Below are 25,691 nucleotides of genomic sequence, written 5' to 3' on the forward strand. Positions count from 1 at the left end.
AGCGCCACTTAATAATGGAATCCATAGATGCGACTAATATTTGCCTTAGCCACTTTTCTTAGTTCGACACCTGTATTTGCACAGGAACAAGCCTCTTTTCCTGAGCTATCATTTCCCCTGAAATGTGAACTGGGAGAAAACTGCTGGATCGCACGCTATGTAGACCGGGCACCGGGTAAAGAACGCGCTGATTACACCTGTGGTGACCGCAGCCAACATAATCATAAAGGCACTGACTTTACATTGGCAAACCTTGGTGAAATGGCCAAAGGTGTAGCCGTGCTTGCAGCAGCAGACGGTGTGGTTGATGTAACACGAGACGGCATCAAAGATGAATTTGCTAACAAAAGTAACTACGCAGAAAAAACCAAGGTAGGGCTTGGCAATGTAGTCGGCATTAAACACGCTGGTGGCATGATCAGCTATTATGGCCATATGAAAGAAGGCAGCATTCTAGTGAAAAAGGGCCAGCAGGTAAAAGCTGGTGAGAAAATTGGCGAGGTTGGGCTTTCTGGCCTGACGGCATACCCGCATATGCATTTTGCCCTGAGGCAAGGTAATATCTGGTATGATCCATTCGATAAAAAACCCATGCAGGCGGCCTGTTCCAATGGTGGCTCTGAAAGTGCATGGTCTACTAATCTGGCATATAGAGGGTTAACACTTCTGCCAGCATCGTTTTCTACAGAACCACTTTCATCTGAAAGCCAGTGGCAAACACCTTTGGCACAAATTTCTAAGGATTCTAAACTACTATTCCTGAATGGACGAACATTCGGCACTCTCAAAGGGGACCGCTGGCTAATGAAAATAACACGGCCTGATGGTTCTATCGCTAAAGAATATTCCACAGCTATCGAAAAAACGCAGCAGCATCATCGCCGCTATACCGGACTCCGTCGTCCTGCTGGTGGTTTTATGCCTGGCATATGGACCGGGGAAATCCTTATCATCCGCCAAGCAAAAGACGGTACAATTGAAAAATTTGAAGATACGGTACAAGTGGAACTGGTTGGATAGAAAAACAATCTACTAATACTTGTTTTTCACACTTATTTTATTAGCCAACACTGGCTAAAAAATCATAGCCTTCTTGATGGTAAACGAGGGGGAAATAAAATGATTAGAATACTTATTATTTGCATATTGGTTTGGTGCTCATTTCCAGCACAAGCCAACGATACAGCCCTTAAACTTATAGAACAGGTTAAATCAAAATCCACCAATCCGGATACTGTAGATTTATCACCTTTGAAATTTGATGTTCAAAACAAAAGCCTGAGAATTGAGCTTTACGATTGGGCTGCGGACGCCACCAATAATCAAACCAGTCTTCTCAAAGGCCTTCAACATGAAAGCCACCCTACATATTGCCAGAAAGCTAGTTACACCAAAAGGCTGATAAACCACCTTCGTTTACTAGGGAACTCTGAAACAGCAGAAGCCTATCAGGCTAATAAAAAAATGGCACAAGAAGCCATTGCTCTAACGCTTGAAGAAATGAAAAAGCACTCAGAAGACGTTGCAGCATCAGCTAATAATAAGATAACAAAAGAAGTAGCTTACCGTTGGTCTATGGGGCAATTAAGCAAAGGCAAGTCGCAGTTTCTGTTTCAACTGGGCCTTGATGAAAAGCTGAATGAAGCCACTTGGTATTACGTGCAGGATCAGATGAAAATGGTAATGTGTGAGCACGATCTGGAAACAGCAAATTGGTTAACCAATTTATTAAACAAAGAAGATTGGTTAAACCGTACTGAGTATAGTGAAGAAACTGATGACCGTTTAGCAGAGCTGGTATCCAGGCACTATGATCATGATTTTGTTGAAGCAATAAGCTGGCGCATGGAAAGGCTTTCTCTTTCCGGTAAAACATCCACGGAAAACCTTGCGCTTGTGAAACAACACCTATCCTTCACTAATGCGCAAACAACTGCAATCCTTGAACAATTCGGGCAGAACGTCGGTGCATTCTTTATGTGTCATTAAACAGCTGCCTTATGCGCAATATGCGGATCCATACGGCGGTAAGAAAGTGCTTCAGCAATATGAGCATTTTGAATAGCTTCACTACCAGCAAGATCAGCGATAGTGCGGGATACCCGAAGCACACGGTGATACCCTCGGGCTGATAACCTTAACTGCCCTACTGCTCTTTCAAGCAGCGCTTTGCCTTCAGCATCAGGTGTCGCAATTTTTTCCAGAAGCTTACCATCCGCATGAGCATTACATGTAGGTGGCCGTTCCCCCTCTATATGGGCAAATCGCTCCAACTGCACCTGACGTGCCGTGGCAACCCGTTCAGCGACATCCACTGAACTCTCAGAAGAAGGTGGTAAAGTAAGATCGCTTGCGGAAACCGCAGGCACATCAATAAACAGGTCCATACGATCATAAAGAGGGCCAGATATTTTTGATTGGTAATCAAGAGCACACCTGGGCGCGCGGGAACACGCCAGCCCGGCATCATCCAGATAACCGCAGCGGCAGGGGTTCATAGCAGCAATCAGCTGGAAACGGGCAGGGTAGGTTACATGAGCCTGTGCACGAGCAATTACGGCTTCACCGCTTTCTATAGGCTGTCTTAGCGCTTCAAGTGTAGAGCGGTTAAATTCAGGCAGTTCATCAAGGAAAAGGACTCCACCATTAGCCAGCGACACTTCCCCCGGCATTGCTTTAGCACCGCTGACAATATCAAAAGAAAATAAGAATATACCTTGAGAAAATTGAGGGAAACCTGATGAAGCACACATCAAAAGCAAACAAGAATAATCAATACAAAACAAGAATATTGAACGATGCGCAAAACTATGGTGGACTTCAATACTTTCCTTGCTCAACAACTCGTGAAAATGCCTATACGATTTCAAGCATGTTTAATGACTTAATTAAAAGTACCCACTCATCAGATGATACACGAACCATCAAGCGAACTACTCGTAGTGTTTCCGGTGTACTAAATTGGAGCCAACAAAAAGGACAACCATTACCCTTTGAATCTTCATTGGAAAGGGACTTTTCAATACTTTGTCTAGCCGCAGGAAATGTCCATAGGATCATATCGCAACCTATCAAAATTCTATATGAAACTTTAGAGGGACATACAGGCGAATATACGCCTGATTTCCAGCTAGAATATTCTAAAAAAGGCAAAAATTATAAGTCATTAGTTGAGATAAAGTATCATGACGATCTAATGCGGAATAAGGAAAAAGGCGACATAAAATACAATGCTGCAAGACAATGGTGTTTTCAGAACAACTTCAACTTTCGTATTGTAACAGAAAAAGACATTCGCTCAGTCAGATTGGAAAACATTAAAACACTAATGCGTTTCAGCAATGCACCATCATCCAATTTTATTGACCTGTTTTTAGAACAAGACATCCGTAAACATCTCCCTTGTTCAATACATGACATTTTAGATAAATTTTCAACGAACCGTGAAGAACGAGCAGAACTTCAATATAGTCTCTGGCAATATATCTTTGAAGGTAACTTTGGAATAGATTTCAACAACCCTATTAAGCCAACCTCAACAATGTACCCTAAATATAGAGCGCCAAAATCTAGCCTTTTCTTTGATGAAGAAACCGTATGATTAAACAACAGGATACTGAAATTGATATTTCACAAATTCAGCAACCCGTTTGGGAGTATTGGAGGAAGGTTGCATCCGAATTAGACGAATTACTCTCTCACAAGAATAGATCAAAAAACGACGTCATACGCTCCGGTAAAAAGGTAGGGTTATCATGCAGTCGCATGTACGCTCTGCTTAAAATATACGCTGAAAGCCCTAAAGTTTCTTCAATTATGCCTCAACCTAAAAATGGAGGAAAAGGTAAGAGCCGTATTGACCGCAGGGTGGAAGAGATAATTCAACACACAATAGAAGAAAGTTACCTTACCCACCAAAAACTAATTCCAGCAGCCATAGTAAGGCGTGTCAAAAGGCAGTGTTTTCGTGAAAACCTGAAGGTAAGTGAAAACACTGTGAGATCGCGTCTATCTAGTACCCCAAAACGTAAATCACTATTATTTCGAGAAGGTCGCAGAGTAGCAGACGATCAGACGAGACCTGCTCCGGACACATATCTTGAGGCGAAATACCCTTTAGATATCGTACAAATTGATCACACGTCAGCTGATATTTTACTAGTCGACGAAGACGATAGGGAAACAATTGGACGCCCAAACCTAACCATAGCTATAGATCTTTACAGCCGTGCAATTACAGGCTTTCACGTTGATCTAGAAAAGCCGTCAGCAACCGTTGTGGGGCTTTGCCTAATAAATTCAATTTTTCCAAAAGCAGAATGGTTAAGAAGGCGCCAAATAGATGTAGACTGGCCTATTTGGGGGTTACCTACTCGGATAGCCGTAGATAATGGGAAAGACTTTAGAAGCAATGCTCTACAGAGAGGTTGTGAAGAACACAACATAAGCATCGAATACCGGCCACTAACAAAGACTGAATATGGTGGTATTGTAGAACGAGTAATAGGTACTTTAATGCGTAGAGTGCACGAGTTACCAGGGACCACATATTCAAACATCCAAATACGAGGTAAAACTAAACCTGAACAATACGCTTGCCTCACATTATTGGAATTAGAAAAATGTTTAACTCTCACCATTTGCGAAGACTACAATAAAAGTATCCATCCGCACACAAACCTTCCCCCACTGCATGCTTTTGAAAAAGGGGTATATGGCGACAAAAACGCGCTTGGAACAGGCTTACCTCCGGTCGCAAGCTTGGGTGACGCACAAAGAATGCTGATTGATTTTTTACCCACAGAACAAAGGCGTATTACAAAAAAAGGATTTAGATGGAACTACGTAACCTATTGGCATGATATATTAAAACCTTACTTAGAATCTGGCGACAAACGGCTCTTTACCATTAGGCGCGATCCCAGAGACATCTCAAAAATTTTCTTCTTTTGCCCAGAAAGATTAGAATACCACGAGATACCTGCCAGAAATCTATCAACCCCCTCATTGTCAGAATGGCAATTTAAGTGGGCTAAGAAAAAGCTTACAGACCTTGGCAACTCCTTAGTTGATGAGGAAGCAATCTTTCGAGCTTGGGATGAGATTCAAATTACTGTCGAACAAGCACAACAGAAAACAAAAGCTGTTCGACGACAAAAAGCTAGGGCTAAAGCAAATATACGGTCGCGCTCGCTCTTATCTCCAAAACTTGAAAACTCAAAATTCTCAGCAGATGAGCAAATCAAAGCTCAAGAGGATAATAAGTCAGAGGAAGAAGTTAGCTTTAATCCAGAGGATATCGAGTTTTGGTAGAATCGGAAAAACATACACATTTACACCCAAAAATCAGACACCTGGCAACTGCTGGATATCTAGATAGAGAAACAGCTATTGAAAATGATCACTGGCTAGGATACCCGATAGCTAAAAAAGCCATCGAAAAAATGCAGGCATTATTACGTCACCCAGACACTCATAGAATGCCTAATTTAATCATTTATGGTCCTAGTAATAACGGCAAGACTAAAATCCTCGAAAAATTTCTTCGAGACCACCCTCCCTCAGATAATGTTGAAGGAGATAGTGCTAGTTATCCGGTAATGTACATACAAATGCCAATAGTCGCTGACCCAAAACGTTTTTACATAGCCATATTAGAAAAGTTATTCGCCCCCTATAGACCAACCGACAATACAATTCGTCTAGAAACTCAAGCAATACGGCTATTGAAAGCGTGTGGCCTTAAGATGCTAATTATCGACGAGTTCCATAACATGTTAGGTAGTCGTCTAGACATTCAGAGACAGTTTTTGAACCTAATTAGATATCTCGGCAATGAACTGAAAGTACCCATTGTGGCAGCAGGGACTAAATCGGCTGTTAGGGCCCTTCAAATCGATGAACAACTCGCAAATAGGTTTGAGCCGCTCTCCCTACCTTATTGGAGTTTTGATAAAAACTACCGAACACTTTTAGCCGGTATCGAAGCTATAATACCTCTAAAATTAAGCTCAAAAATTAGCAGCGAAAGCTTATCAAAAGTTATCTTATCGATGTCAGAAGGAACAATTGGAGAAACCTTCGACTTAGTTCGACTCGCAGCAATCCATGCAATCAATACTAATCGTGAAAAAATCGATGAAACGATATTAAAATCCTGCGGATATATTCCACCTTCAGAACGCCGTAAAGCTGCCGAAAAAATCTAGTAATGATGAGAGGGTTATCTGGAAACCTATGGCCTCATCACCCTTCTCCGTTACCTGATGAAGTCTTCTCTTCCTGGTTAATAAGAACTGCGGAAGTAAACGCCCCTCGCTTACATACTTTTTGTAAATTACATTGGGGTAACACACAGATATGGACACGGGACATTGATGTACATGGAGGCAAAAACCTCTTGCAGATAATGTCTGAGAAAACAGGAACCAATTTAGAACTGGCCCGAAACACACTTATTCAATCTTACGAAGGTACAGTGTTTGAAAAGTTAAATCCTTACGGTACTACAAGATGGGTCTTACCAATTGGAATTCGACATAGAATTCGATATAAATTTGGGCAACAAATGTGCCCTCTTTGTTTAAAAGAAGACCATATTCCATATTACCGAAAACACTGGCGGTTAGCATTCAATAGCTCGTGCTTACGTCATGGAATTATCTTGAACGATCGATGTTGGAAATGTAATTCACCTATTATTCCAAGTCGTAATGGTCTCATCAGCTGCCATGAATGTAAAAGCGCTCATGCAGACGCGCCAGTAATAATGGGAAACCCACTTGCTCTACAGTTTGAATATCAAATACATCGGTATTTGCATGGAGCCCCCACTAAGCTTGGCATGAAATACATACACCCAATCATATACTTCGATATTGTTCGGCAACTTTGTAAAGTAATGTCAACTGGCCCTAGATCCCCCGATCTACGAAATAGTATTAATTCAATATTCCATTGCACCAGTAACTTCAATAGCAGTGAGAAAGTGTTTGAAAAAATGGACGTCCAAAACCGTCATATCATACTTAGCCTAGTTTATACGGTTATAGAGGGTTGGCCATTCAAGCTAATTGCAGCATCAATTGCATCTCGAAATTGGTCTTCATGGCTGTTGAAAGATCACAAACCTGGAAGGTTTGATTTGGTTGACCCATCAAATAGATATCTTTCTCCTCCACCAACACATAACACTAGATAACTCTGACGGTACCCAGCATCAAACTAATATGCTCAGCCATATTTCTTGGTTTAGGTTTGTTTTGGGTAAGGTTTTTTTCAACAGTATAAAAGTCACCATTGAATAGAGTACGATTTGGCCATTTTCCTTTTTTAATTTTCTGATACAGAATCCACGAAACATGTCCCAGCGACAGCCGCTCTAAATCTTTTAAGGAAATTGCAAAATACCTGGGATGAGAGCCACTTTTTTCTTCCAATGCAAAAAAGAAAGCCTTCTGAGCATGACTTAGCTTAAATTCAAAAAAGACGGCACTTCTTGATCGTTTCTTTACTGTAGCATTAACTCCCCATTCTTCCGGCAAATCAAAAACAACACACTCTTCATTCCAGTTTGGACCTATGCTTGGCTGATAGATCCCATATTCTCCTCCCAATCTATTTCTAAAATAAGAGACGCCAGACACCATTGTTCTAAGCCGTTGAGGAAGAGTAATAACATGGGCCGTTCTAATATGTATCAAATGATTGGGTATATCCTCGAAGATCCTAGGAAGCCCATCTCTACTTGAATTCTTATCCTCTTCATTTTCATCAATATCATTCTTTTTTGAGTTTTTACCCCCTCCCTTAATATGTCCATGGCCAGTATCTCCGCGCCCAGAGGTAGATGTAAAATCATTACATTCCTCAATATTATCAACATCGTATCCATGGTGCCCCCCAGAAGAAACTCTAGTAATGGCTTGTTTTTTCTTAATTTTCGCTAATCCAGGACGTCGTAGCGACATATCCCCACGGTTTAAATTGATCTTAGGCGCATTATTGTCAGCCGGAATATCATCTGTTACGGCAGGAAAGTTCGAGGGCTTGACGATATCTGTAGGTATACTTCCCACTGAGACAGTAGGGTTATCAATTTTTCTCACTTTCTTACGGGATCTATTTATATAAAGAGTTTTCGCAGCCGCTTCAGATGAGCAACTTAACAGTTGCGAAACGATATAAGCATCGGTTTCAGTTATCTCATTAGAATTAGCCGCTTGGCCCGACGGGTTCTTTATTCTAATTGCTGCCTTCTTACCTCTGATAAGCCAATTAGATCGACCAGAAAAAGGCAACCTAACTATTGGGCAAATATCGTAAGGTGAACGAACTAAAGCTCGAACGCTCTGTGTTAACTTAATCAATGATTGTAAGCTAGTTTTGGTAGAAAGGATCGCTCCTAATTCAAACGCACTTGCATCATCTAAAATGGTCTTTGGTGAAATCACGAAGCCTGGTTTCGGTGATAAATCTTCAGGGTCATCCGCCTTCCAACCAGTCAATTCAGGAATAAATAAATCTTCATTTATCCCATTATCATCAAACCCAAATAGATTTTGAGCTATCGAAGAAAAACAGCAAAAATAGAATCTAAGTAATTCGCTACATTTGATGATGACTGCCTTATTTTTGCTTCCAAAACCAATACAAAGGTAAGGGTGTGAATAGCTTTCCACTTCATAACCAACAAAAGAAAGCTGTCCATTTCCCTTGTCTTCCAAGCTTAAAATTCTTTGATCCCAAGAATCGATAGAAACTGTTAACTTTTGAATGTATTTACCAACATCTATTCGCTTCCCATTTTTCCATAATGACCCAATAGGTACGTCAAATATCAGCCCGGAACCAATATAAATTATCTTATAATAGTTGTTATCACGGACAACGCGCTTACGACTTCGTTTTGCAACTTTATGGATATGAACTTCCCAAGCGACTTCTTCAGGACGATACACTAATCGCCCTAGCTGAGTTACTTGCCAAATATTATCGTCAACCGGTAACTGCTTTAATCTAAAGTTCTCGGACATAAATCTCTCAATAAATCCATCATAGAGAGAATAAATTAAAACCTATAATCGATTACTAACTATTGTTTAAAATTGAAACCATTGAAAGATGTACCCTGAAGGCGAAAAAGTCGTATAAATCTATTAGATCTATATATGATTAGTTTGGAGAACTAGGTTACTTCGAGTTTTAAAAGAGCTATAGCTTCAATGGTTACAAACCTCATAAACACACCATCGACGCCCTAATCTAAACCGATGGTATTTTTCTCAAAACCTACCCCTCAAAGCCAACTAGAGACTTATGAAGTTCTAGAAAATAACCAAAGGTTAAGAGATCATAACCATTTGAAAAGGAGTACATATAAAATACACAAGACTCACCATTTAAGTCCGTAAGGATAAGCTCAGTTTCACCAATAGGACCCTTTTTATTTCTGCTTGCATACGTAGAAATTACATTAAAGAGGTCTTCACTTGAAACATGAGAAAATCGCTCTCGGAACGCCTTCGAACGTGGGAAATAAGCTACATTTGAATTGCTCTTCCTACTGCCAATATCAGAGTGGTAAGGATGTTTGCCAATCAAACCAAATGCGGGATGATCAGGATCCCGTTCACAAACCATATGCCAGAGCGTTGTGGTATATGTGTTTCCATACCTATGTTTCAAAGCCTTAATGCTATTCCAACTAAATTTGCAATCCAAAGCTTCTCTTTGAAACAAGTCACCATGAAATATTAGTTTTCGAGCAGTATAATTTGCTTCCGCTTCCATCATCTGATGACAACCAGGATTAAGTGTATGCTCGTTATCTCCCATCAGTAGAGATCTATGCCATGGCAACAAGTCATGGGATATTTCATGTGCAATCAAAAACCGGCGTTTAAGTTGGACAACTTCATCATCGATAAATATTTTTTTATCGTTTTCTTTGAGTAAAAGAAGACCCCTGAGGCCCGCCTTTTCCACCACTTCAGTCATTTTGCGAGCAGTACCTAATATGGTAGCCCCAGCTAGTTTTGTTTTATGAGCTATCTCATCAAGTAAATTTAAATCAGTTTTACTATAATATGTTAAATCTAATTTCTGGATTGCTCGAGCTTCCTCCAACTTAATTGGAGGCTCTGGCCAACCTAAATCTCTAAGCAGTCTATTTACATGTTCTCGAATGTCTTTAGATTCAAACTCGCCAATTTCTGGCTCTAGCATAGTCATACATTATCAATCTTCAGTATAATTTGATAACACCTTTACAAAATCATTCAAACTTCGTCTGTCTTCTGTGGAGAGGCTGGATAAATCATCAGAGCTAGCTGCAAACTGTATGGCAGCTTCAGAAATATCATCATGCAAGGTCTTATCATTTAGTGTTAATCTTTGAATTGCTTTCGTAGAAACTTTTAAATAGCTAGCCAACTGATGCATTGTTCTAGGTTTAGGTATAAAATTACTATCTTCTTCTATACTTTGTAATTCTACAACATCAACTCGTATTTTTTCAGCAAACTCTTCTCTTGAACTAAAATCTCTTCTGCGAATTTGAGTTACCAAGACCTTTAAAGCCTTAATTACAGAAGGCTTTTTAACGGATCCTTTTTGATCTTTTTTACAATTACCAATAGAATATAAGAAATCGGCAGAGAAAACAGGTAGGCCAGCGTCGTTTTCAACGTCTGCATCCTCTCTAATTTTCTTCCTTAACCAGTCTTCTGTAAAATGTAACTTCACTTTAGACCTCCTCATTCTGGGTATTGTTAGAATTTAGAAACTCGCTAGCTAACGCCTCAGTAAATTCGAAGTATCTCATTCCGTAATAATTTTTGTCTTCGCCCAAGTCCTCCATTTTTAGAACATCTCTATAAAATGTCTCTGCTCCGGACAAAGAATGTAGCCCAATACGGCCTTGGAGTTCTTCCTCTAAACTTAAACTAACAGCAACACCAATCAACGCCTGACCAGCCCCCTTAAGAATAGGATTATTAGAAATCATTGGTCTATTCCATGGTGCTGTAGCAAGTAGGTCCACATAGACTTGCGGCATACCTTTATGAGCAATGCTACGGCAGAAACAATTTATTCCGCCTTTTTGGACCAGCATTAAAGCTTCGGTCTGTTTCTGGTGCTCTAAAACAAATATATCGTACACTAAGGGATTTTGCTCGGCACGTTCGGCTTTACTAACCCACTCCCAATGAGCATCCTGTGCATTAATTTGTTCTCGCGATAACCCATGCTTTTCAGCAAGGTCCGTCTTTTTCTGAAACTCTGGTTTCCATTTGCTTTCGATATCAGAACGGTTTCCCTCGTCAAACCCGCGGAAAATATCTACATTTACAAACTTATTAGTTATTCGATTTAATAATGGAACGACCCCCAAAGGTTCCTTCATAAAACCATTAACTCCGCTTTTTCTTTTTTATCTGCACTTTCAATGAACACCTTATCTCCTCGGGTAAGGCGGTCATCAACCGATTTATACAGGCGTAGTGATTGGCGAACCAGTGCGGTTTTCGAGAGTCCTTTTGCATCACACAGCGACTCTAAAACCTTCATCTCAACATCTGTGAGATTCAACGTCATCGTACGTTTCATCGGGAATATCTCCTAGCTCACAGCTTACATAATTATCATTTTTTTCAATGTCAATCAAAAAAAAATGTAAAAATAGCTTGTTTATGGCTAATTAATAGCTAATTATTAATTAGAAATTAAAGAAAGGAGAGAGATATGCCATCTCAAAACCAATACCAATACCGACTAAATAACCAACTCGTAAACTGTAGCGACCCGATCTTATCCGGGCGCGAAATTCGTTCTTCAGCGGGACTGAACCCCGCGAGCGACTATGTTTTAATCGAATTGCTTGACCGTCATTCCAGATCAATTGGCCTTGAAGAGAAATTGGATCTATCCGAGACAGACACGCCAGAGTTACTCTGGTTCAAAAGCGACCGTGTTTACTCTTACACAGTGAATGAACGAGGCTTTGAATGGGGAGCAAGTAAGATTTCGGTACAGGACATTCGAAAGTATGCTTCCATACCAGATACGGAAGATCTAATTTTCGATAGTAAAAAAGATAAGGTTCTGGAACTTGATCAGGAGATCAACCTAAATCGTAAAGGTGTGGAACGTTTTTCATCTCGAGAACCTGAACAGATTTGTATCTACATAAATACACGCCCTACACTTATTGAACGCGGAAAAGTCGCATTCAAAGCATTGGTAGGCCTAGCCTTTCCTGACATGCAAGATGGCCCGAACACTTCATATACTGTTAGCTATAGAAAAGGCCACGGAGAGACACCAGAAGGAACAATTATCGAAGGTGAGTTTGTTCGAGTTAAAAAAGGGATGATTTTCAATGTCACTGCAACTGATAAATCATAGCCCTGATTTAAAAAAACTGAAAGAAGAAGGGTACGAGGTAACTATTGAGTATGGGCATCTAGTTATAAGGAACATCCCTTATGTGAATACTCAAAAACAAGTTTGCTTCGGGGCACTTGTCTCCACCCTTAATGTCTCAGGTGATCAAACTAATCAACCTGAGACGCATGTTGCCATGTTCTGCGGCGATTATCCATGTGACCCAAAGGGGGCTCCCCTGGATCGTATACGACATACAAGCGCGAAACAAACTATCGGCGGTGATATAATCGTCGATCATAGTTTCTCTAGTAAACCAAGAGCAGGGTATAGAGATTATTATGAAAAAATGTCGACGTATGCTTCAATTATAAGTAATCCTGCCACGGCATTATCACCCAATGTTACGCCCAAAACGCATCGAGTTATTGAAGCTTGTTCGAGAACACCTTTTCAATATTTCGATAACGCATCAGGACGAGCGGGCATTAGTAATCTATCCCAAAAGCTTGAACTACAATCTGTTGCGATCGTTGGTCTGGGTGGTACGGGGAGTTACGTCTTGGATCTTATCTCTAAAACACCTGTACAAAACATATACCTTTATGACGGGGATATATTTGAACAGCATAACGCCTTTCGAGCACCAGGCGCTGCTCCTAAAGAGCAGTTGCTTGAGCGTCCTTACAAAACAGACTACTTCGCTCAAATATACGGGAACATGCATAAAAACATAAAAACAAAAAATGCCTTCATTACTGATCAAAATGTTGATGAGCTAATCCAACATGATTTCGTCTTTATTTGTATGGATAGCCGCACAGAAAAGCCCAAGATTATTAAGGTCCTTGAAAACAACAACATCCCCTTCATCGATGTTGGCATGGGCCTGGAATTAGTTGAAAACGCGTTAGTTGGCACGTTAAGGACCACGATGAGTACACCTCATAAACGGGAACATGTTCATGCTCGAAACCGCATCCCCTTAAACAAGGCCGATCATAAGGATGTTTACAGTCAAAATATTCAAGTAGCTGACCTAAATGCACTTAACGCTTGTCTAGCGGTAATTCGTTGGAAGAAGCTTTATGGCTTTTATCAAGATACTGAAGGTGAGCACTTCAGTCTCTATCATGTAGACGGAAACCATATACTTAATGAGGATTCAAAATGAAAAAATCTTCATCTATTACACACTGCTTTGTCGAGAACTTCCCGTCCAAACTAGAAAAAAATACTCTCTATATTTCTTTAGAGTTCGCATCTATGTCTCATTTGTGTTGCTGCGGTTGCGGCAACGAAATTGTGACCCCCCTAGATCCCAACGACTGGAGATTAACCTTCGACGGAAAAGCAATTTCAGTGCACCCATCTATTGGTAATTGGTCATTAGCATGCCGATCTCATTATATAATTCGTAACAACCAAATTATATGGGCAGAAAATTGGAGTGACGCACAAGTTAAAGCAGGTAGACAACACGACTTGAAGGTAAAGCGCCAAAAACAGTACGACAACAGTCCCTCATTGAGCAAAGATTCTAACTCGGCAGCTAAAGAATCTGTAAATTCTGAAAATTGGTTAGTTAAAATCAAGAGGTTCTTAGGCATCTAAAAATCGTCTAGCTCGCCCCACAAGAACAAAAAAAGAACATTGACTCACTTATAGCTCCCAAGTAGCCTAACTAAAGGTGGTTTTTTTAGGCATTATAGTAGCATTTATAGAAAGGCTTTATTATGAAACATATAGCATTAACAGGCTTCCTCATAATTTCTGCTACATATCTCTCTGAAACATTACAAGCGGAAGATTGTCCTGCTCTCACGGCCAGCCAAAAAGCTAAGTTAATTGATGAACACCTAAACGGGCTGAAGCCGAGTGATGATGAAATCATTGTACATCGTGGCCATGTTTTTGCATTCGATTATCAGAACAATGTTCCAAGATGGACTGCTTGGCATGTTAAACCTTCTTATACAGACACTCCTAAGCGAGAAAAACACTGGTACAAGATGGCTCAAGACAAATCTTTGCCTAAAGCAAATAGAGTAACGAGCAGCGATTATACCGGCAGCGGATATCACCGAGGGCATCTTGCACCTTACTTCACGTCAGGCGGCGACAGAGACAACGATGGCATGGATGCTGAGTTTGAAAATCTTGATACATTTCCAATCGAAGATATAGATGATGCATGCACTGTCTTCGAAATAAATTATATGTCAAACATGGCTCCTCAACTGCCAGAATTAAACAGTCAAAATGGCTCTTGGTACCAACTAGAAACTCTAAATCGAATTGCTGCACGCGAGCACGGTAAAGAATTTCATATTATCTCCGGCCCTATTTTCACTTCCTCAAAGCCCAAAACTATCTGCAGGAAAAAAAATACAGACGGATCCTGCAAAAGTCGCGAAATCGCTGTTCCAAATGCATTTTTTAAAGTTGTAGACGATGGAGTTACATCCAAAGGGTATGTCTTTTATCAGCATCAAAAAACAAGTGATTATGGATGTTTACCAAAACAGAATCCTGAGGAATGTATCGTACCCATTTCAGTTATTGAAGACTTAACCACTCTTACATTGAAACAGTCCAATAGATAGAGAGTAGTATAATGCCCCAGACCTATTTTGATGCAAAAAACTTGATGACCGCTCCAATCGAAAGAGCTGCCTTTAGCGATCGCATGGCATATTTGTGTGCCGAACTATCCAAACTAGCGTATTTTAAATTTGAGGGCGGTCACCCATTAGCGCAAGCAACCGAGTTAATCGATACCTTTATTACAGACCAAGATAGTGCCGCAAAACTTAAGGAGGGTCTTGCTCTTATCATTACACAAATGCCTGGCACTCAAGAACAGAGCAAAGCAGTGTTAAAAGAGATCTTGCAAGCAGAGGATTTTACACTGGAAGAAACGTTTTCAATAGGTGGTACACAAGCTTTTATATGTACTCGCTTAGTAAATTACCCCAGTGGTAGTACAAAAAAAGTCGCATACCTTGCCTTTAGAGGAACTGAACCGAAAGAGTTTCAAGATATAAAAACCGACATTAACGCCCGACTAAAACCTGTTGAATTAGGGAAAGAGACTGTTGAGTTTCATAAAGGGTTTTATGAAGCATATAAATTGGTTGAAAAAGAAATTATCAACACACTCGACAATCTAAAATATGACCAACTTTTCATCACAGGTCACTCGCTAGGCGGCGCTTTAGCAATGATGGCAACACGTATATTACCATATGAAATAAGGGGAGCTTGTTACACATTTGGTGCTCCTCCTATAGGAACTATTCAAGTCCAAAATGGCCTCAAAACACCTGTGTATGAAATTGTCAATGAAACCGATATTGTACCTTGTCTGCCAAATCCTTGGGCAGCTTGGGGTACGATCATAATTTTACACTTAGTTAAATTGCTATTGCGCCCAATTACAGGATTTAATCAATTTGTGTTCGGAGGTAACTGGGACGAGCGTTTAGTTGAATACATGAAGCAAATGACTAAATACGAACACCCTGGATACTTAAGTTATCTTCAAGGATCTGGAAAAGAAGCTCGGCTGCGGTATCAAATGAGTTTCTTTAGAAGAGCAAAAATTCGCCTAGGTATATTGTGGAAACAAAAGTTCGGTGGTTTCAAAAAGATGGCGCAAGATCATTCAATTGATTTATATGTAGAGAAATTAAGAAATCACGGCGATAGACGTAACTAATCTCGAAATATTCCATCAAATGGAAACCACATAGATGGTTTTCATTTATTAAAAAAACGACCAGAGACTAGAAGCATAACAAGTCAGGAATATCGACTTTTTCTAGTCTCGTCTGTGCATTCCTTCATATCTCTCGAGCAGGTAATAGGCTGATAACTCAACCAGTTTAATCTGAAGTTTGGTTATTTTTTTGTGTTTCGGCCTGTGTTTCTGGTTGCGATGCTTCGATTTTTACCCCAAATAGTTGTGATGTGAATTCAATTTTTGCCACACCACCGAAAAGCAAAAGCAATATGCCGCCACCTAAAAAGAAAATGATGGCTGAAACTTTAGGGTGCCGTATAAGCACCTTAAAAAACTCCTTCGCTAGTTCTTTTTTCATTACCACTCTCCTTCACTCTTGACTCCTGTATTTGTCCTCCGATATACAGCAGTGCCCTTAGTATACAGGTGGTTTGAGGCTCTTAAGCGCCTCATTACTAATTAAATCTCCGCGTCACCTTTTCTCATCACACCTACCTGCTCAGGCAAATTTTTTTTTCTGCCATATGCTAGCCTTTTCTCTCTTTTTCTAAAAAGGTTGCCCAGTATTTTGTTTTTTGGAAAGGTGTATTAAATACAATTTATAGGTCAAATATAGATTCTGCGGGAGAATCAATTTATGTATCTGGTTCAAAACGACATTTTAAACGATGAAAAGATTAAATCGGCTCAAAGGATCGAAGCGCTTACAATAGCGGAAGCTATCTTACAGCAATCATTTGCCATAGTTAGAGCCCTTTGTGAAAAGTGCCCACCAACACTTGACCACACCAATTCCGATTGGAGTGATGACTTTGTATTTTGGAACAATCTTTTCCCTACAGAAGAAGAAACCTTTGACAAGATCTATGGAAAGAAAGTCGAGGCCGGCAGAGCTATAAGCCAGCGTAAAACATCTAAATTTAGCGGTAACTTCCCAAAAAACTTACATACTAAACTTGTCAAGAAATATGGAAGTGATTGGTCTGAATCAATTGAGTCTGCGTTCGCAGATACAATCGATTCTATTGAACAACTCCATAAAATATACCGGAGTCTATCACAGAACAAATTTCTAAAAGATGAGAAAATTCCTGCGCTAGTCGCTAGCTTGCAGGAAATACATAGTGATCTTTGCGAAACCGAGCATAAATATATTTTTCCTAATATAAAAACTACCCTGATGGGTTTTGGGGATCTTATCCACGGCGCATTAAGCGAAATGCAAAATACTAATGGAGGGTTTTCCCGTAATTTTGATGAAAACGATAAAGGGAGCAGCTTCAATACTGGAGAAATAGGTATAGCCCTTTACACGTGGGAACAATTGACTAACCCCACATTATCAAGTCACTGGAATATAGATAAAGCCCAACACTATATCTGGGAAAACCAAGATAAACGATCGTTAATATGGCGTAGCAATCGTTTCAAAAAAGCAACCGCTCATCCATATAGAACCGCGACAGTATTAAGATTTCTACTACTTGTAAATTCCAACTCTACCACCGAGCTTCAAAAGGCTTTGTCATGGAAAGCTTCAGATATAGATGCTTACAGCCATACTGAGGAAATAGTGAACATCTTAAATCTACGTTGTTTAGCTTTGCTATGCGCGGAAGCAAAGAGAGCCGGAATTCATAAGAAAAGTTATACCGATATATTGCATATCGCTTCTGAGATCGTGGAGAGAGTCGAGGAATTTTGTAAAGAGCGACCAGTTGTTGCCCATGAATATGAAAAAAAGCAAAGGGAAAAGCGTCTCGCTGCCGCATATCTATTAGAAGTGGAAGCCGTCGGTATACTCCCAAATTCTATCAGCATCGATAAAGAATATCTACTTAGATTAATTCACGAACCCGCCGGGAAAAAAAATTATGGCATTTTAACTCTATGGGATGACAAGTCTGAATTTAGACTATGGACTTCTGTTTTCACAGTTAAAGCTAGAGGCTATGGCAGTAGAGCACTTAAACTCAAAGCTCTTGAAAGCCTTCTCGAACTTGCCCGAAATTGCGTATCACATAATGGGTTAGTTAAGCCTAACAGAGATCATGGTGCTTGGAACTGGGCAGCAGCCTATCTACTAGAAGCACTCGCAGAGGGCGTATCTTCAATATAATGACCCAAACTTAAGGACATATACATGCCTGATCCCGGAAAGACCTGGAAGCTATTTGAAGGTTCAGAAATTCCCTCAAGCGTCAAAAGCTACCCATTGCTTATCCAAACCTGTATCAACCGTTCTATTATTGATTTTGGATGCGGGTTTGGCAAAACATGCTTTGAGGTTGCCACGGCAGGAGCAAAGTCTGTTTTAGGTGTCGATATCAATCAGAATGGCATTAACTTCGCCAAAAGCCATCAACAACAATACAAAGAAAATCTCCCTATTGAATTTTTATGTAAAGATGCAACTAACACCGAGCTGGCGAACGATCAATTTGACCTAGGAATAATGCAAGCTTTCCTGACAACGTTACCCTCTCACAACATCAGAATCCAAGCCCTTACAGAGGCGAGAAGGCTAATAAAATCAGATGGCGGTCTATATTTGGCAGTTTTCATGCAAACCTGGCACAGTAAAACATATAGAGAAAGATACGAAAAAGGTTTGATAGAAACCGGCGAGGAAGGCTCTTTCTGGGCAACCGATACCAACACAAACAAAAAAGTCTATCAAGCCCATCACTTTAGCGAAAAAGAACTTATCTACTTACTAAATACGACAGGATTTGAAGTAAAAAGTTTTACTTACGAAAAATTCCAAACTCGAACTGGAAACTATGTAAATGGCGCTGTAATTTGGGCAGAATGAACCATGCATTAAAGCTTGCGTGTATCTAGCTGCTTTACCGCACTTTTCCATCTTTCATTTTCGACCAGTGTTGATCTATTTAGCCTGATGTCAGTATCACTAGGTATCAGACTAGCCAATACATCCTTTATACAATCTGACAAGCTTTCTGGCATCCAAGGACTAATATGAATCCTTTTTATAGTCGATAATTCGAAGGGCACGTCATAAACGGGTTTATCACCATTTGAACAACCATAGATTAATCTAAATTCACCTTCGTCTCGATACGGGAAGCGCTTTAAAAAAGGTAAGTCATCTCTATGTCTGGCAGCCTCAGTGATATCTTCTATTTTCTTATAAAGAACAGGCCTCGCTATAACGCCTTGCTTTTCAACAGATTTTATAAGTTTTTGTTTATCAAATTCGATACAAATACCGTCTGTCCCTCGCGCAAAAATACTCCAATGATGATATGTTTCTGCTTCTGTAGTCATACACAAAGCAAACACTTTGTTTAAACGATTTAACTCAGCATATCGTTCCAAGAAATATGTATCATTCCGATCATCCCATGAGCCAGGATCTAATAAAGTGATCTTGCGATGCTTCAGAATATGTATAATTGATGCAAGGTTCGTATAACGCTTTAAAAAACCGCCTGTCATATTATTCCTTTTGCAAACTTATTGCTGCTCTGTTTCGCTTTTACCAGCTTCAGAGCGTAGTAAAATATAGCTCCAACGAGGCCCCCATGGTGGACGAAAATAAATCGATTATAAAAATTGCATCCGACTACAATGAAAAAGATCTTATCAATAACATTGATAGATATACGGATGATTGTGACAAATGGTACATTCTAGGAGCGATTTGCCAAGTACTATGCTTCTGTGCGTTCGATGAAGAAAACCCTCCCTACAAATTACACGCCGAGACAGCCAAGGCCTTCAATTTAGGTCTTAAATCGCATCATGGAATAAAAATTATTTCAGCTTTGATAAAAACCAAAAGAACTAGTCAATTATCTCAATTTATAGAATTGCTGCCAATAGCGTTGCAAAATAACGCTTCTCAAGAACTTACAAAGATTATTGACCAAAAATCCTGTGCCGCTAGCGCAGATAAATTTCTGTATGGAGAGGATGGTTTACCGAAATAGCTGACCTCTCCATACTCAGGTAGTGCAAGTTGTTTCACTGTCCAGGCAAATCAAATGCGTTATTCACATATAACAACAGGTATACTGTTTTCAAGATCAGTTAACTGAATCCCAGAAAATAAAATTTCCTTTGGGAATTTCAAAAGTTTTATCTGGGTATTCTTGAAATCTAACAGCTATTGTATCACCAATTCCCATCCTAATAATCGTAACATTTTGATATATTTTTTGTTCACTAGTAAACGTTTCAGCAGCCTCTATTTTTTTTCCTTTCAGAAGACTTGTGTATGGATCTGTGACAATTATAGAAACCCCCTCATGTCTAATTTTCATACCTAACATCGTTAGGTTCAAAACACCTTTGGTTGGAGCGTTCGAAATGATCAAAGAAAATATTACACCCAAAAGCACTACAGCAATTTGGTTCTTTTCCAGCTCCTTCAAATCCAATAAATCTTTGTCACTTTTTTCTTTTTTATTCTGAATATGAGTGATTGCTTTAACAAACCTCATCGACGAGGAAATAATTACAAATCCAATAAAACACACAAGCAACAGCGGCATCATTTCTAGAATAGCATCTAAAAGACCAAGCTCCGATCCGAGAAATATTTTAAAGGCAAATACAACCATCAAAAACAATCCAACTGCCGCGCCCACTAGTAACCAGTATGAATTTTCTTTCAGAAGCTTTTTTGAGGTACTAACCAGGATTGCAAACCTCAAATACTTGCTAGAAGCGTAAATGGAATAAGTTTTTGCCTGTAAGAATATATAAAATGGCCTCCAGAATAGAGAAACAAAATAGCCTAATGAAAAAAGAGATCCAAAAATTAATAGATAAACAAAACTAAATAATATCCCAATTAAAAGGAATAAAAAACCATCACCTAGACTTAAACCTATAGGGAAAGCTGAGTTATACATTAAATAAACAACAAACACTAAAAAACCTGTGAAAGAAGTAAACTTAAAAAAGAATACAAACAACTTCTCCATATTCTCTAATGCTTGAAGTCTATAAGTAGTTTCTTTGGTCATATTGCCTCCATTTATGGCATCATTAAATTCTCAAATAAAATTCGTGAAAAAGAAAAGCTCAGACATTAGAATGATTCCTGTCTACTTTTGATCATTCTTTTTTACTTTTGGAATTCACAACCGCCGCCAATAAGCGCTGGTTGGCTGGCACTATGATGAGGGGCACGAAATGGGCGAGCGCGGTTAATCCGGCCTTCTGTGAGCATCCCAGAGACAGACATCACCATACTGGTCTCCAATGCTTCCTCTGGTGTCATTGGCGGAAGAATAGAAGGCAAGCGTGAGGCCAACATGGATTTACCAGAACCCGGTGGCCCAACCATAAGAAGAGTATGCCCACCAGCTGCAGCAATTTCCAGTGCTCGTTTAGCCGCCTCCTGACCCTTGATATCTGAAAGATCAGGTTGCTCGAGTGTTTCCTCAACCATCTGCGGTTCAGGAGTCTGCAGTATCTGTGTACCCCGCAAGTGGTTAATAAGGGCTAGCAAGTGTGGTGCTGCGATAATATCATTACCGCCTGCCCATGCGGCTTCAGCACCACTCGCCTTTGAGCAAATAAATGGTGCCTCAAGACTGTTGGCAAAAATAGCCGCAGGCAACACACCCGCCACGGCCCTTATGCTGGCATCAAGCCCAAGCTCCCCCATCACTACAGCATCTGCAACACTATCAGTATCAACCACCTTCATAGCCATAAGAAGCGCCAAAATGATAGGTAAATCAAAGTGGCTGCCAACTTTGGGCATATCAGCAGGGGACAGGTTCACAGTGATCCGTTCCGCAGGTAACGCCATACCAATAGCAGCAAGTGCTGCCCGCACCCGCTCCCTAGCCTCGTTCACGGCTTTATCAGGCAAACCAACAATCGTGAAAGTGGGTAAGCCGCTTGAAATCTGAACCTGCACTTCTACAGGCTTTGCTGCTATGCCTTCAAAGGCAACTGTCTGAACAATGGCAACCATAAACCCCTCACCGAATCACTCTTAATAAGAGTATTTAACAGCCATAGCATAAACCACACCTTATGTGAACAAATCATGAACGAAAGAATAAGTTAAAACCATAAAAAGGAATGCTGTTTTGCAGGAAACTGGTCACTCAGGCATTGTTTCCCTAAAGGAGACACATATGAACGCCCATATCAGAGATATTGAGCCACAAGACTTTCAGTTGGTTATTGATTATTTCCTGAAAGCGACGGATGCTCATTTGCTGAAAATGGGTGTTGATAAATCAAAGCTGCCTAAGCAAGAAGAGTGGCTTGATTTACTTATGGCTGACTATCACCGGCCTTCCTCAGAAAAGCAGGCTCATTACCTTATGTGGGAGCTGGATGGCACCCCTATCGGCCATTCAAGCATTAACAAGCTTACATATGGAGAAGAGGGGTATATCCACCTTCATGTGTGGAACCCTTTAAGCCGAAAATCTGGGCTAGGCAGCTATTTTATCAGCGAAAGTATCAGCCGCTATTTCGCGCAGTTCAACCTGAAACAGATACGCTGCGAACCTAACGCACAAAATGAAAGCCCCAACAAAACACTGGCCAAAACTGGTTTTGAATTTAAAGGCAGCCGAGAGACCATTCCCGGATGGATTAATTTCCACCAGAAAGTAAATAGCTGGCTGCTTAGCAAGGAAAAATGGAAGCCCGAAACCAGTTAACTTTGGCGGCCTGCACTTGGGAAGCAAGCCGCCACCAGTTACCTAGTAAATCCCCATTTCAAGACGGCTTTCACCAAGCAAACGGTAACTGTTTTTTTCCATATCACTCACCGCTTTCACAGTGACATAATAGTTGTGACCGTTACCCCCGGAACATGGCGGCATATAAGCTCCCTCTTTATCCCAACCTTTACCTCGATGTTTTTCAACAAGGAAAAAACCTTCCGGTAAATCAAACGTATGTCCCTCAATAGAGGGTACAGTGATGCTGTATGTATTTGCTTCGGTAAGTGTATAACCAATCTTGCCGTGCCCTCCATGATCATTAGGGCGGTAATTATGATCACTATACTCAAAAATCAGTACATCTGTTCCTTTCGGAATATCCCGCACCTCGATCCGAGGCGTTCGTCCACTACCGCCAAACTTCAAACACTGCTGGCCTTCGGGCACTTTCTTTCCGTCCCAACCCGGATCAGAAAGAGTTAGGGTAAGAGCAGCAATTTTAGGGACTTCACTCCCAGTATAGGCCAGAGCACTACCAGAGATACAAAGCGTCAAAATTGCCGTCGTTGTCGCAGTAAACTTGTTCATGGATTTTCTTCCGTGTTTATTCAAATGACATACGGAAACATCTGTATTTTCCAAGCAGTGACAACCAGCCTATCGCTGAAGTGGGGCATGATGCGGTGAAATGGATATTCCTACGACAAGGCGGACAGTTTCGTTACTGGCCGCGGCTTGGACGTTCACCAAGAAGAGCAAGTAATTGATCAAGCGCACGACTATCAAGACGGCCAATGCGCTGGGAAAGTAGATTAACGGCACGTGTTGCTCTGGGATCAAGGCCCGCCGTATCGATTGTTACTTTTGGTTTTGAGAGATGTGCCAAATCAGTTAGTTCCTCAGCATCATCCCAGATAAGCTCGAAATACTGGATGATCTTCTGAATAAAAGCCCAGGAAGGCGCGCCACGTTTACCGTGTTCAAGCGCTGAAAGATAAGCAGGTGTTACCCCAAGATCAGCAGCCATCTCTGCCTGCTTCACGCCTTTTTGCGCTCTCAACTCTCGCATTTTCACACCAAACGGAGTCATGTCTTCTTCCGCACAAACCGTTTGCGAAGCAACACATAAAGTGCACCATCGCCACCATGATGCTTTGCAGCAGGCCCAAAACTTTCAACAAATGGCCGCATTTCATGACCTCGAAGCCATTCCGGCACCGCTTGCTTTAAGATACCACCATGCTGGTCGAAATCGTCTCGGGTTCGGTATGCTGTGGGTGTATCTGGCGCAAGCTGCGCAAACCGTTTGCCGCCCTTACCCGTTACGACAAGAAGCACCTTATCACCACGCCTGATGCCGCCCTCAATCGCAGAACGGAGCACACCATAAGCCTGTTCTTTATTCATGCCGTGCAGATCAATAGAACGGTCAACATCTTTGTTGCCTGTCGCAATCTTTCGCTGCGTACGTTTTTCAACAAAGTTGTTTGGTACCGGGGCATTATGGCGCCGCCATTCATCAGGAATAGGGGCTGCATCTTCCTTGCGCCGCACCATGGTTCTTGGTTTCATTTCAGGCGCATTTGGACGTTCCTTAAGGGGCGTTATGGTTTTAGCAACCTGGTCCCACAAGGCTTTGTCCTGCTCAGAAAGCAGATTCTTCTTTTTCTTGTCGCCCATTGGCGGCATCAATCCTGCTCCAGCAGTTTATCTGCAAGCCTGTTGGGAAGCAGTAACCAGTAGCGCCCACGATTTGCCATACGACCTGCGATTTCTTCTGCATCATCACCAAATCCCCAGAAAACATCACCGCGGATTTCACCACTGATAGCACCGCCTGTATCCTGCGCCACCATAAGTCGGTTGAGCGGCACCTCTGCAACAGTGGGATCAGTTGGATCAGGGTGTGACGCAGATAGCCACACAGGTGCGTGAAGCGGCAGATGTTTGCGGTCTACAGCCAGCGACCGGCCCGGCGTTAACACAACATTAGCTGAACCATAAGGTCCATCACCATTCTTTAGTGGACGGAAAAACACAAAAGATGGATCGGTTTTCAAAACATCCATCATCTGATCCGGATTATCCGCGAGCCACTGTCTGATTGCCTGACCAGACATGTCCTTACGCGCAATTGCACCCATTTCTATAAGACGGCGACCAATAAGCCGGTTTGCGTGGCCATTTTGCGCAGCATATCCGATACCGTAAAAGCTACCGTCCGGCATTAACACACGGCCAGAACCCTGCACATGAAGGAAATAAGCATCCACCGCACTATCCACCCACAGGATTTCAAGCCCACGGTTACCAAGCGCGCCCTCTTCAATATTTTTCCGGCTGGAATAAGGTTCAAGCCTGCCATTCTTAACAGACCCAGCAATACGCTGGCCTTTAAGGCTGGGGCGGAATTTGCCAAGGTCCACCATCACCAACTCTGGCGGACGGCTATATAATGGCACATTGAAGCGCTCTGTTTCCTGAAGGCTGCCTTTCAAAAGGGCTTCATAGTAGCCCGTGAACACCCCATCAGGGTTGCTGCCTGCAGAAACTGAAAGCGGCGTAAAATGTGTGGTTAGTACCTGTTCAAGCGAAGCTCTGTCGGTAACTTTTTCAACTGCACCACACGCCTCTCGCCAATCACCATAAGTGCCAGCGATAGACGCGCCCGGCATACGGCGACCTGCTGGAATAATCTTGATTTTCTCACAGCTTTTCAGTAGCGCGGGTAATGCCTCCATAAGCGCATCATCCTGCCATCCGGGGAGATCAACAAAGGCCGCGCGGTTGAAATTGAGGCCTTCTGGCTTTCTTTCAAGCATAAAAAGCGCCGCCAACAGGGGCAGCGCTAGAATGACAAGGATCAAAATAAATAGGTTTAGCGTCCGCAT

27 protein-coding genes and 2 pseudogenes are annotated in these 25,691 nt (G+C 41.3%); 15 read left to right on the forward strand and 14 right to left on the reverse strand.

Features of this window, described 5'->3' with window-relative positions:
* Positions 1-27: 27 nt before the first annotated feature.
* The gene (locus KFE96_RS01615; protein ID WP_255834279.1) at positions 28-1,020 is read left to right on the forward strand and encodes a M23 family metallopeptidase; all 993 of its coding nucleotides are present in this window, start codon (positions 28-30) and stop codon (positions 1,018-1,020) included.
* A 99-nt stretch (positions 1,021-1,119) separates the two neighbouring features.
* Complete coding sequence (locus tag KFE96_RS01620) at positions 1,120-1,989, forward strand: hypothetical protein (RefSeq protein ID WP_255834280.1); 870 nt, start codon at positions 1,120-1,122, stop codon at positions 1,987-1,989.
* On the opposite strand, the pseudogene KFE96_RS01625 reads toward KFE96_RS01620, so the two are convergent.
* A pseudogene (locus KFE96_RS01625) lies at positions 1,986-2,684 on the reverse strand (ATP-binding protein); the annotation flags it as partial. The gene KFE96_RS01620 and the pseudogene KFE96_RS01625 sit on opposite strands and share 4 nt — an antisense overlap.
* Before the next feature lie 56 nt (positions 2,685-2,740).
* Between KFE96_RS01625 and KFE96_RS01630 the strand changes: the two are divergent.
* Genes KFE96_RS01630 through KFE96_RS18235 form a run of 4 tightly spaced genes read left to right on the forward strand, consistent with a single transcriptional unit; the run spans position 2,741 to position 7,201 of the window.
* Positions 2,741-3,601, forward strand: coding sequence for a TnsA endonuclease N-terminal domain-containing protein (locus tag KFE96_RS01630; protein WP_255834282.1), 861 nt, complete (start codon positions 2,741-2,743; stop codon positions 3,599-3,601).
* Positions 3,598-5,313: a Mu transposase C-terminal domain-containing protein gene (locus tag KFE96_RS01635; RefSeq protein WP_255834283.1), complete on the forward strand. Its 1,716-nt coding sequence runs from the start codon at positions 3,598-3,600 to the stop codon at positions 5,311-5,313. Before KFE96_RS01630 ends, KFE96_RS01635 begins: the two co-directional genes overlap by 4 nt.
* Positions 5,307-6,209: a TniB family NTP-binding protein gene (locus tag KFE96_RS01640; RefSeq protein WP_255834284.1), complete on the forward strand. Its 903-nt coding sequence runs from the start codon at positions 5,307-5,309 to the stop codon at positions 6,207-6,209. Before KFE96_RS01635 ends, KFE96_RS01640 begins: the two co-directional genes overlap by 7 nt.
* A gap of 5 nt (positions 6,210-6,214) precedes the next feature.
* On the forward strand, positions 6,215-7,201 hold the full coding sequence (locus KFE96_RS18235; RefSeq protein ID WP_370650551.1) for a TniQ family protein: 987 nt from the start codon (positions 6,215-6,217) through the stop codon (positions 7,199-7,201).
* Here KFE96_RS18235 and KFE96_RS01645 read toward each other — a convergent pair.
* From KFE96_RS01645 to KFE96_RS01665, 5 genes are all read right to left on the reverse strand, one after another.
* Positions 7,194-9,035: a hypothetical protein gene (locus tag KFE96_RS01645; protein ID WP_255834285.1), complete on the reverse strand. Its 1,842-nt coding sequence runs from the start codon at positions 9,033-9,035 to the stop codon at positions 7,194-7,196. The two genes, KFE96_RS18235 and KFE96_RS01645, sit on opposite strands and share 8 nt — an antisense overlap.
* A gap of 256 nt (positions 9,036-9,291) precedes the next feature.
* Complete coding sequence (locus KFE96_RS01650) at positions 9,292-10,233, reverse strand: ImmA/IrrE family metallo-endopeptidase (RefSeq protein WP_255834286.1); 942 nt, start codon at positions 10,231-10,233, stop codon at positions 9,292-9,294.
* A 6-nt stretch (positions 10,234-10,239) separates the two neighbouring features.
* Positions 10,240-10,746: a hypothetical protein gene (locus KFE96_RS01655; RefSeq protein ID WP_255834287.1), complete on the reverse strand. Its 507-nt coding sequence runs from the start codon at positions 10,744-10,746 to the stop codon at positions 10,240-10,242.
* Position 10,747: 1 nt separating this feature from the next.
* Positions 10,748-11,407: a hypothetical protein gene (locus KFE96_RS01660; protein WP_255834288.1), complete on the reverse strand. Its 660-nt coding sequence runs from the start codon at positions 11,405-11,407 to the stop codon at positions 10,748-10,750.
* Complete coding sequence (locus tag KFE96_RS01665; protein WP_255834289.1) at positions 11,404-11,610, reverse strand: hypothetical protein; 207 nt, start codon at positions 11,608-11,610, stop codon at positions 11,404-11,406. Before KFE96_RS01665 ends, KFE96_RS01660 begins: the two co-directional genes overlap by 4 nt.
* A gap of 135 nt (positions 11,611-11,745) precedes the next feature.
* Between KFE96_RS01665 and KFE96_RS01670 the strand changes: the two genes are divergently transcribed.
* The 5 genes from KFE96_RS01670 to KFE96_RS01690 all read left to right on the forward strand — a co-directional run bounded on the left by KFE96_RS01670 (position 11,746) and on the right by KFE96_RS01690 (position 16,108).
* Complete coding sequence (locus KFE96_RS01670; RefSeq protein WP_255834290.1) at positions 11,746-12,408, forward strand: multiubiquitin domain-containing protein; 663 nt, start codon at positions 11,746-11,748, stop codon at positions 12,406-12,408.
* The gene (locus KFE96_RS01675) at positions 12,383-13,561 is read left to right on the forward strand and encodes a ThiF family adenylyltransferase (RefSeq protein WP_255834291.1); all 1,179 of its coding nucleotides are present in this window, start codon (positions 12,383-12,385) and stop codon (positions 13,559-13,561) included. Before KFE96_RS01670 ends, KFE96_RS01675 begins: the two co-directional genes overlap by 26 nt.
* Complete coding sequence (locus KFE96_RS01680; protein ID WP_255834292.1) at positions 13,558-14,001, forward strand: DUF6527 family protein; 444 nt, start codon at positions 13,558-13,560, stop codon at positions 13,999-14,001. Before KFE96_RS01675 ends, KFE96_RS01680 begins: the two co-directional genes overlap by 4 nt.
* Before the next feature lie 122 nt (positions 14,002-14,123).
* Positions 14,124-14,993, forward strand: a complete 870-nt coding sequence (locus tag KFE96_RS01685) for a DNA/RNA non-specific endonuclease (protein ID WP_255834293.1) — start codon at positions 14,124-14,126, stop codon at positions 14,991-14,993.
* Positions 14,994-15,004: 11 nt separating this feature from the next.
* A complete protein-coding gene (locus KFE96_RS01690) occupies positions 15,005-16,108 on the forward strand; it encodes a lipase family protein (protein ID WP_255834294.1) in 1,104 nt (367 codons plus the stop codon).
* Between the two features lie 166 nt (positions 16,109-16,274).
* Here KFE96_RS01690 and KFE96_RS01695 read toward each other — a convergent pair whose 3' ends face one another.
* Positions 16,275-16,490 carry a hypothetical protein gene (locus KFE96_RS01695; protein ID WP_255834295.1) on the reverse strand — a complete coding sequence of 72 codons (216 nt, stop codon included), beginning with the start codon at positions 16,488-16,490 and terminating at the stop codon, positions 16,275-16,277.
* Between the two features lie 279 nt (positions 16,491-16,769).
* On the opposite strand from KFE96_RS01695, the gene KFE96_RS01700 reads away from it, so the two are divergent.
* Both KFE96_RS01700 and KFE96_RS01705 read left to right on the forward strand, forming a co-directional pair.
* On the forward strand, positions 16,770-18,251 hold the full coding sequence (locus KFE96_RS01700; protein WP_255834296.1) for a hypothetical protein: 1,482 nt from the start codon (positions 16,770-16,772) through the stop codon (positions 18,249-18,251).
* Positions 18,252-18,275: 24 nt separating this feature from the next.
* Positions 18,276-18,947 (forward strand): class I SAM-dependent methyltransferase, encoded by a 672-nt coding sequence (locus KFE96_RS01705; protein WP_255834298.1) that lies wholly within the window; start codon positions 18,276-18,278, stop codon positions 18,945-18,947.
* A gap of 8 nt (positions 18,948-18,955) precedes the next feature.
* Here KFE96_RS01705 and KFE96_RS01710 read toward each other — a convergent pair whose 3' ends face one another.
* Positions 18,956-19,594, reverse strand: a complete 639-nt coding sequence (locus KFE96_RS01710; RefSeq protein ID WP_255834299.1) for a DUF2971 domain-containing protein — start codon at positions 19,592-19,594, stop codon at positions 18,956-18,958.
* Between the two features lie 86 nt (positions 19,595-19,680).
* Here KFE96_RS01710 and KFE96_RS01715 point away from each other — a divergent pair, with 86 nt between their 5' ends.
* On the forward strand, positions 19,681-20,088 hold the full coding sequence (locus KFE96_RS01715; RefSeq protein ID WP_255834300.1) for a hypothetical protein: 408 nt from the start codon (positions 19,681-19,683) through the stop codon (positions 20,086-20,088).
* Between the two features lie 96 nt (positions 20,089-20,184).
* Here KFE96_RS01715 and KFE96_RS01720 read toward each other — a convergent pair whose 3' ends face one another.
* Together KFE96_RS01720 and KFE96_RS01725 are read right to left on the reverse strand one after the other, a co-directional pair.
* A complete protein-coding gene (locus KFE96_RS01720; RefSeq protein ID WP_255834301.1) occupies positions 20,185-21,129 on the reverse strand; it encodes a hypothetical protein in 945 nt (314 codons plus the stop codon).
* A 119-nt stretch (positions 21,130-21,248) separates the two neighbouring features.
* Positions 21,249-22,091: pseudogene (locus KFE96_RS01725) on the reverse strand (YifB family Mg chelatase-like AAA ATPase); the annotation flags it as partial.
* A 166-nt stretch (positions 22,092-22,257) separates the two neighbouring features.
* On the opposite strand from KFE96_RS01725, the gene KFE96_RS01730 reads away from it, so the two are divergent.
* A complete protein-coding gene (locus tag KFE96_RS01730) occupies positions 22,258-22,794 on the forward strand; it encodes a GNAT family N-acetyltransferase (RefSeq protein ID WP_255834303.1) in 537 nt (178 codons plus the stop codon).
* Positions 22,795-22,836: 42 nt separating this feature from the next.
* On the opposite strand, the gene KFE96_RS01735 is transcribed toward KFE96_RS01730, so the two are convergent.
* The 4 genes from KFE96_RS01735 to KFE96_RS01750 all read right to left on the reverse strand — a co-directional run bounded on the left by KFE96_RS01735 (position 22,837) and on the right by KFE96_RS01750 (position 25,691).
* Entirely contained in the window at positions 22,837-23,388 is a 552-nt protein-coding gene (locus KFE96_RS01735; RefSeq protein WP_255834304.1) for a hypothetical protein, read from the reverse strand.
* A gap of 133 nt (positions 23,389-23,521) precedes the next feature.
* Positions 23,522-23,890: a helix-turn-helix domain-containing protein gene (locus KFE96_RS01740; RefSeq protein ID WP_255834305.1), complete on the reverse strand. Its 369-nt coding sequence runs from the start codon at positions 23,888-23,890 to the stop codon at positions 23,522-23,524.
* Positions 23,887-24,489, reverse strand: coding sequence for a Smr/MutS family protein (locus tag KFE96_RS01745; protein ID WP_255834306.1), 603 nt, complete (start codon positions 24,487-24,489; stop codon positions 23,887-23,889). The genes KFE96_RS01740 and KFE96_RS01745 overlap by 4 nt, the downstream gene beginning before the upstream one ends.
* Positions 24,489-25,691 carry a murein transglycosylase A gene (locus KFE96_RS01750; RefSeq protein WP_255834307.1) on the reverse strand — a complete coding sequence of 401 codons (1,203 nt, stop codon included), beginning with the start codon at positions 25,689-25,691 and terminating at the stop codon, positions 24,489-24,491. Before KFE96_RS01750 ends, KFE96_RS01745 begins: the two co-directional genes overlap by 1 nt.

This window comes from Kordiimonas sp. SCSIO 12603 (assembly GCF_024398035.1).
GTDB lineage: Bacteria > Pseudomonadota > Alphaproteobacteria > Sphingomonadales > Kordiimonadaceae > Kordiimonas.

Bases quoted from the DNA above. Each gene is read 5' to 3' on its own strand.
- KFE96_RS01630 (WP_255834282.1), top strand. From the start codon at position 2,741: ATGAAGCACACATCAAAAGCAAACAAGAATAATCAATACAAAACAAGA.
- KFE96_RS01635 (WP_255834283.1), top strand. From the start codon at position 3,598: ATGATTAAACAACAGGATACTGAAATTGATATTTCACAAATTCAGCAA.
- KFE96_RS01660 (WP_255834288.1), bottom strand. From the start codon at position 11,407: ATGAAGGAACCTTTGGGGGTCGTTCCATTATTAAATCGAATAACTAAT.
- KFE96_RS01710 (WP_255834299.1), bottom strand. From the start codon at position 19,594: ATGACAGGCGGTTTTTTAAAGCGTTATACGAACCTTGCATCAATTATA.
- KFE96_RS01645 (WP_255834285.1), bottom strand. From the start codon at position 9,035: ATGTCCGAGAACTTTAGATTAAAGCAGTTACCGGTTGACGATAATATT.
- KFE96_RS01670 (WP_255834290.1), top strand. From the start codon at position 11,746: ATGCCATCTCAAAACCAATACCAATACCGACTAAATAACCAACTCGTA.
- KFE96_RS01615 (WP_255834279.1), top strand. From the start codon at position 28: ATGCGACTAATATTTGCCTTAGCCACTTTTCTTAGTTCGACACCTGTA.
- KFE96_RS01740 (WP_255834305.1), bottom strand. From the start codon at position 23,890: ATGACTCCGTTTGGTGTGAAAATGCGAGAGTTGAGAGCGCAAAAAGGC.
- KFE96_RS01730 (WP_255834303.1), top strand. From the start codon at position 22,258: ATGAACGCCCATATCAGAGATATTGAGCCACAAGACTTTCAGTTGGTT.
- KFE96_RS01675 (WP_255834291.1), top strand. From the start codon at position 12,383: ATGTCACTGCAACTGATAAATCATAGCCCTGATTTAAAAAAACTGAAA.
- KFE96_RS01665 (WP_255834289.1), bottom strand. From the start codon at position 11,610: ATGAAACGTACGATGACGTTGAATCTCACAGATGTTGAGATGAAGGTT.
- KFE96_RS01690 (WP_255834294.1), top strand. From the start codon at position 15,005: ATGCCCCAGACCTATTTTGATGCAAAAAACTTGATGACCGCTCCAATC.
- KFE96_RS01695 (WP_255834295.1), bottom strand. From the start codon at position 16,490: ATGAAAAAAGAACTAGCGAAGGAGTTTTTTAAGGTGCTTATACGGCAC.
- KFE96_RS01735 (WP_255834304.1), bottom strand. From the start codon at position 23,388: ATGAACAAGTTTACTGCGACAACGACGGCAATTTTGACGCTTTGTATC.
- KFE96_RS01650 (WP_255834286.1), bottom strand. From the start codon at position 10,233: ATGACTATGCTAGAGCCAGAAATTGGCGAGTTTGAATCTAAAGACATT.
- KFE96_RS01700 (WP_255834296.1), top strand. From the start codon at position 16,770: ATGTATCTGGTTCAAAACGACATTTTAAACGATGAAAAGATTAAATCG.
- KFE96_RS01750 (WP_255834307.1), bottom strand. From the start codon at position 25,691: ATGCGGACGCTAAACCTATTTATTTTGATCCTTGTCATTCTAGCGCTG.
- KFE96_RS01745 (WP_255834306.1), bottom strand. From the start codon at position 24,489: ATGCCGCCAATGGGCGACAAGAAAAAGAAGAATCTGCTTTCTGAGCAG.
- KFE96_RS01680 (WP_255834292.1), top strand. From the start codon at position 13,558: ATGAAAAAATCTTCATCTATTACACACTGCTTTGTCGAGAACTTCCCG.
- KFE96_RS01685 (WP_255834293.1), top strand. From the start codon at position 14,124: ATGAAACATATAGCATTAACAGGCTTCCTCATAATTTCTGCTACATAT.
- KFE96_RS01720 (WP_255834301.1), bottom strand. From the start codon at position 21,129: ATGACCAAAGAAACTACTTATAGACTTCAAGCATTAGAGAATATGGAG.
- KFE96_RS18235 (WP_370650551.1), top strand. From the start codon at position 6,215: ATGAGAGGGTTATCTGGAAACCTATGGCCTCATCACCCTTCTCCGTTA.
- KFE96_RS01620 (WP_255834280.1), top strand. From the start codon at position 1,120: ATGATTAGAATACTTATTATTTGCATATTGGTTTGGTGCTCATTTCCA.
- KFE96_RS01705 (WP_255834298.1), top strand. From the start codon at position 18,276: ATGCCTGATCCCGGAAAGACCTGGAAGCTATTTGAAGGTTCAGAAATT.
- KFE96_RS01715 (WP_255834300.1), top strand. From the start codon at position 19,681: ATGGTGGACGAAAATAAATCGATTATAAAAATTGCATCCGACTACAAT.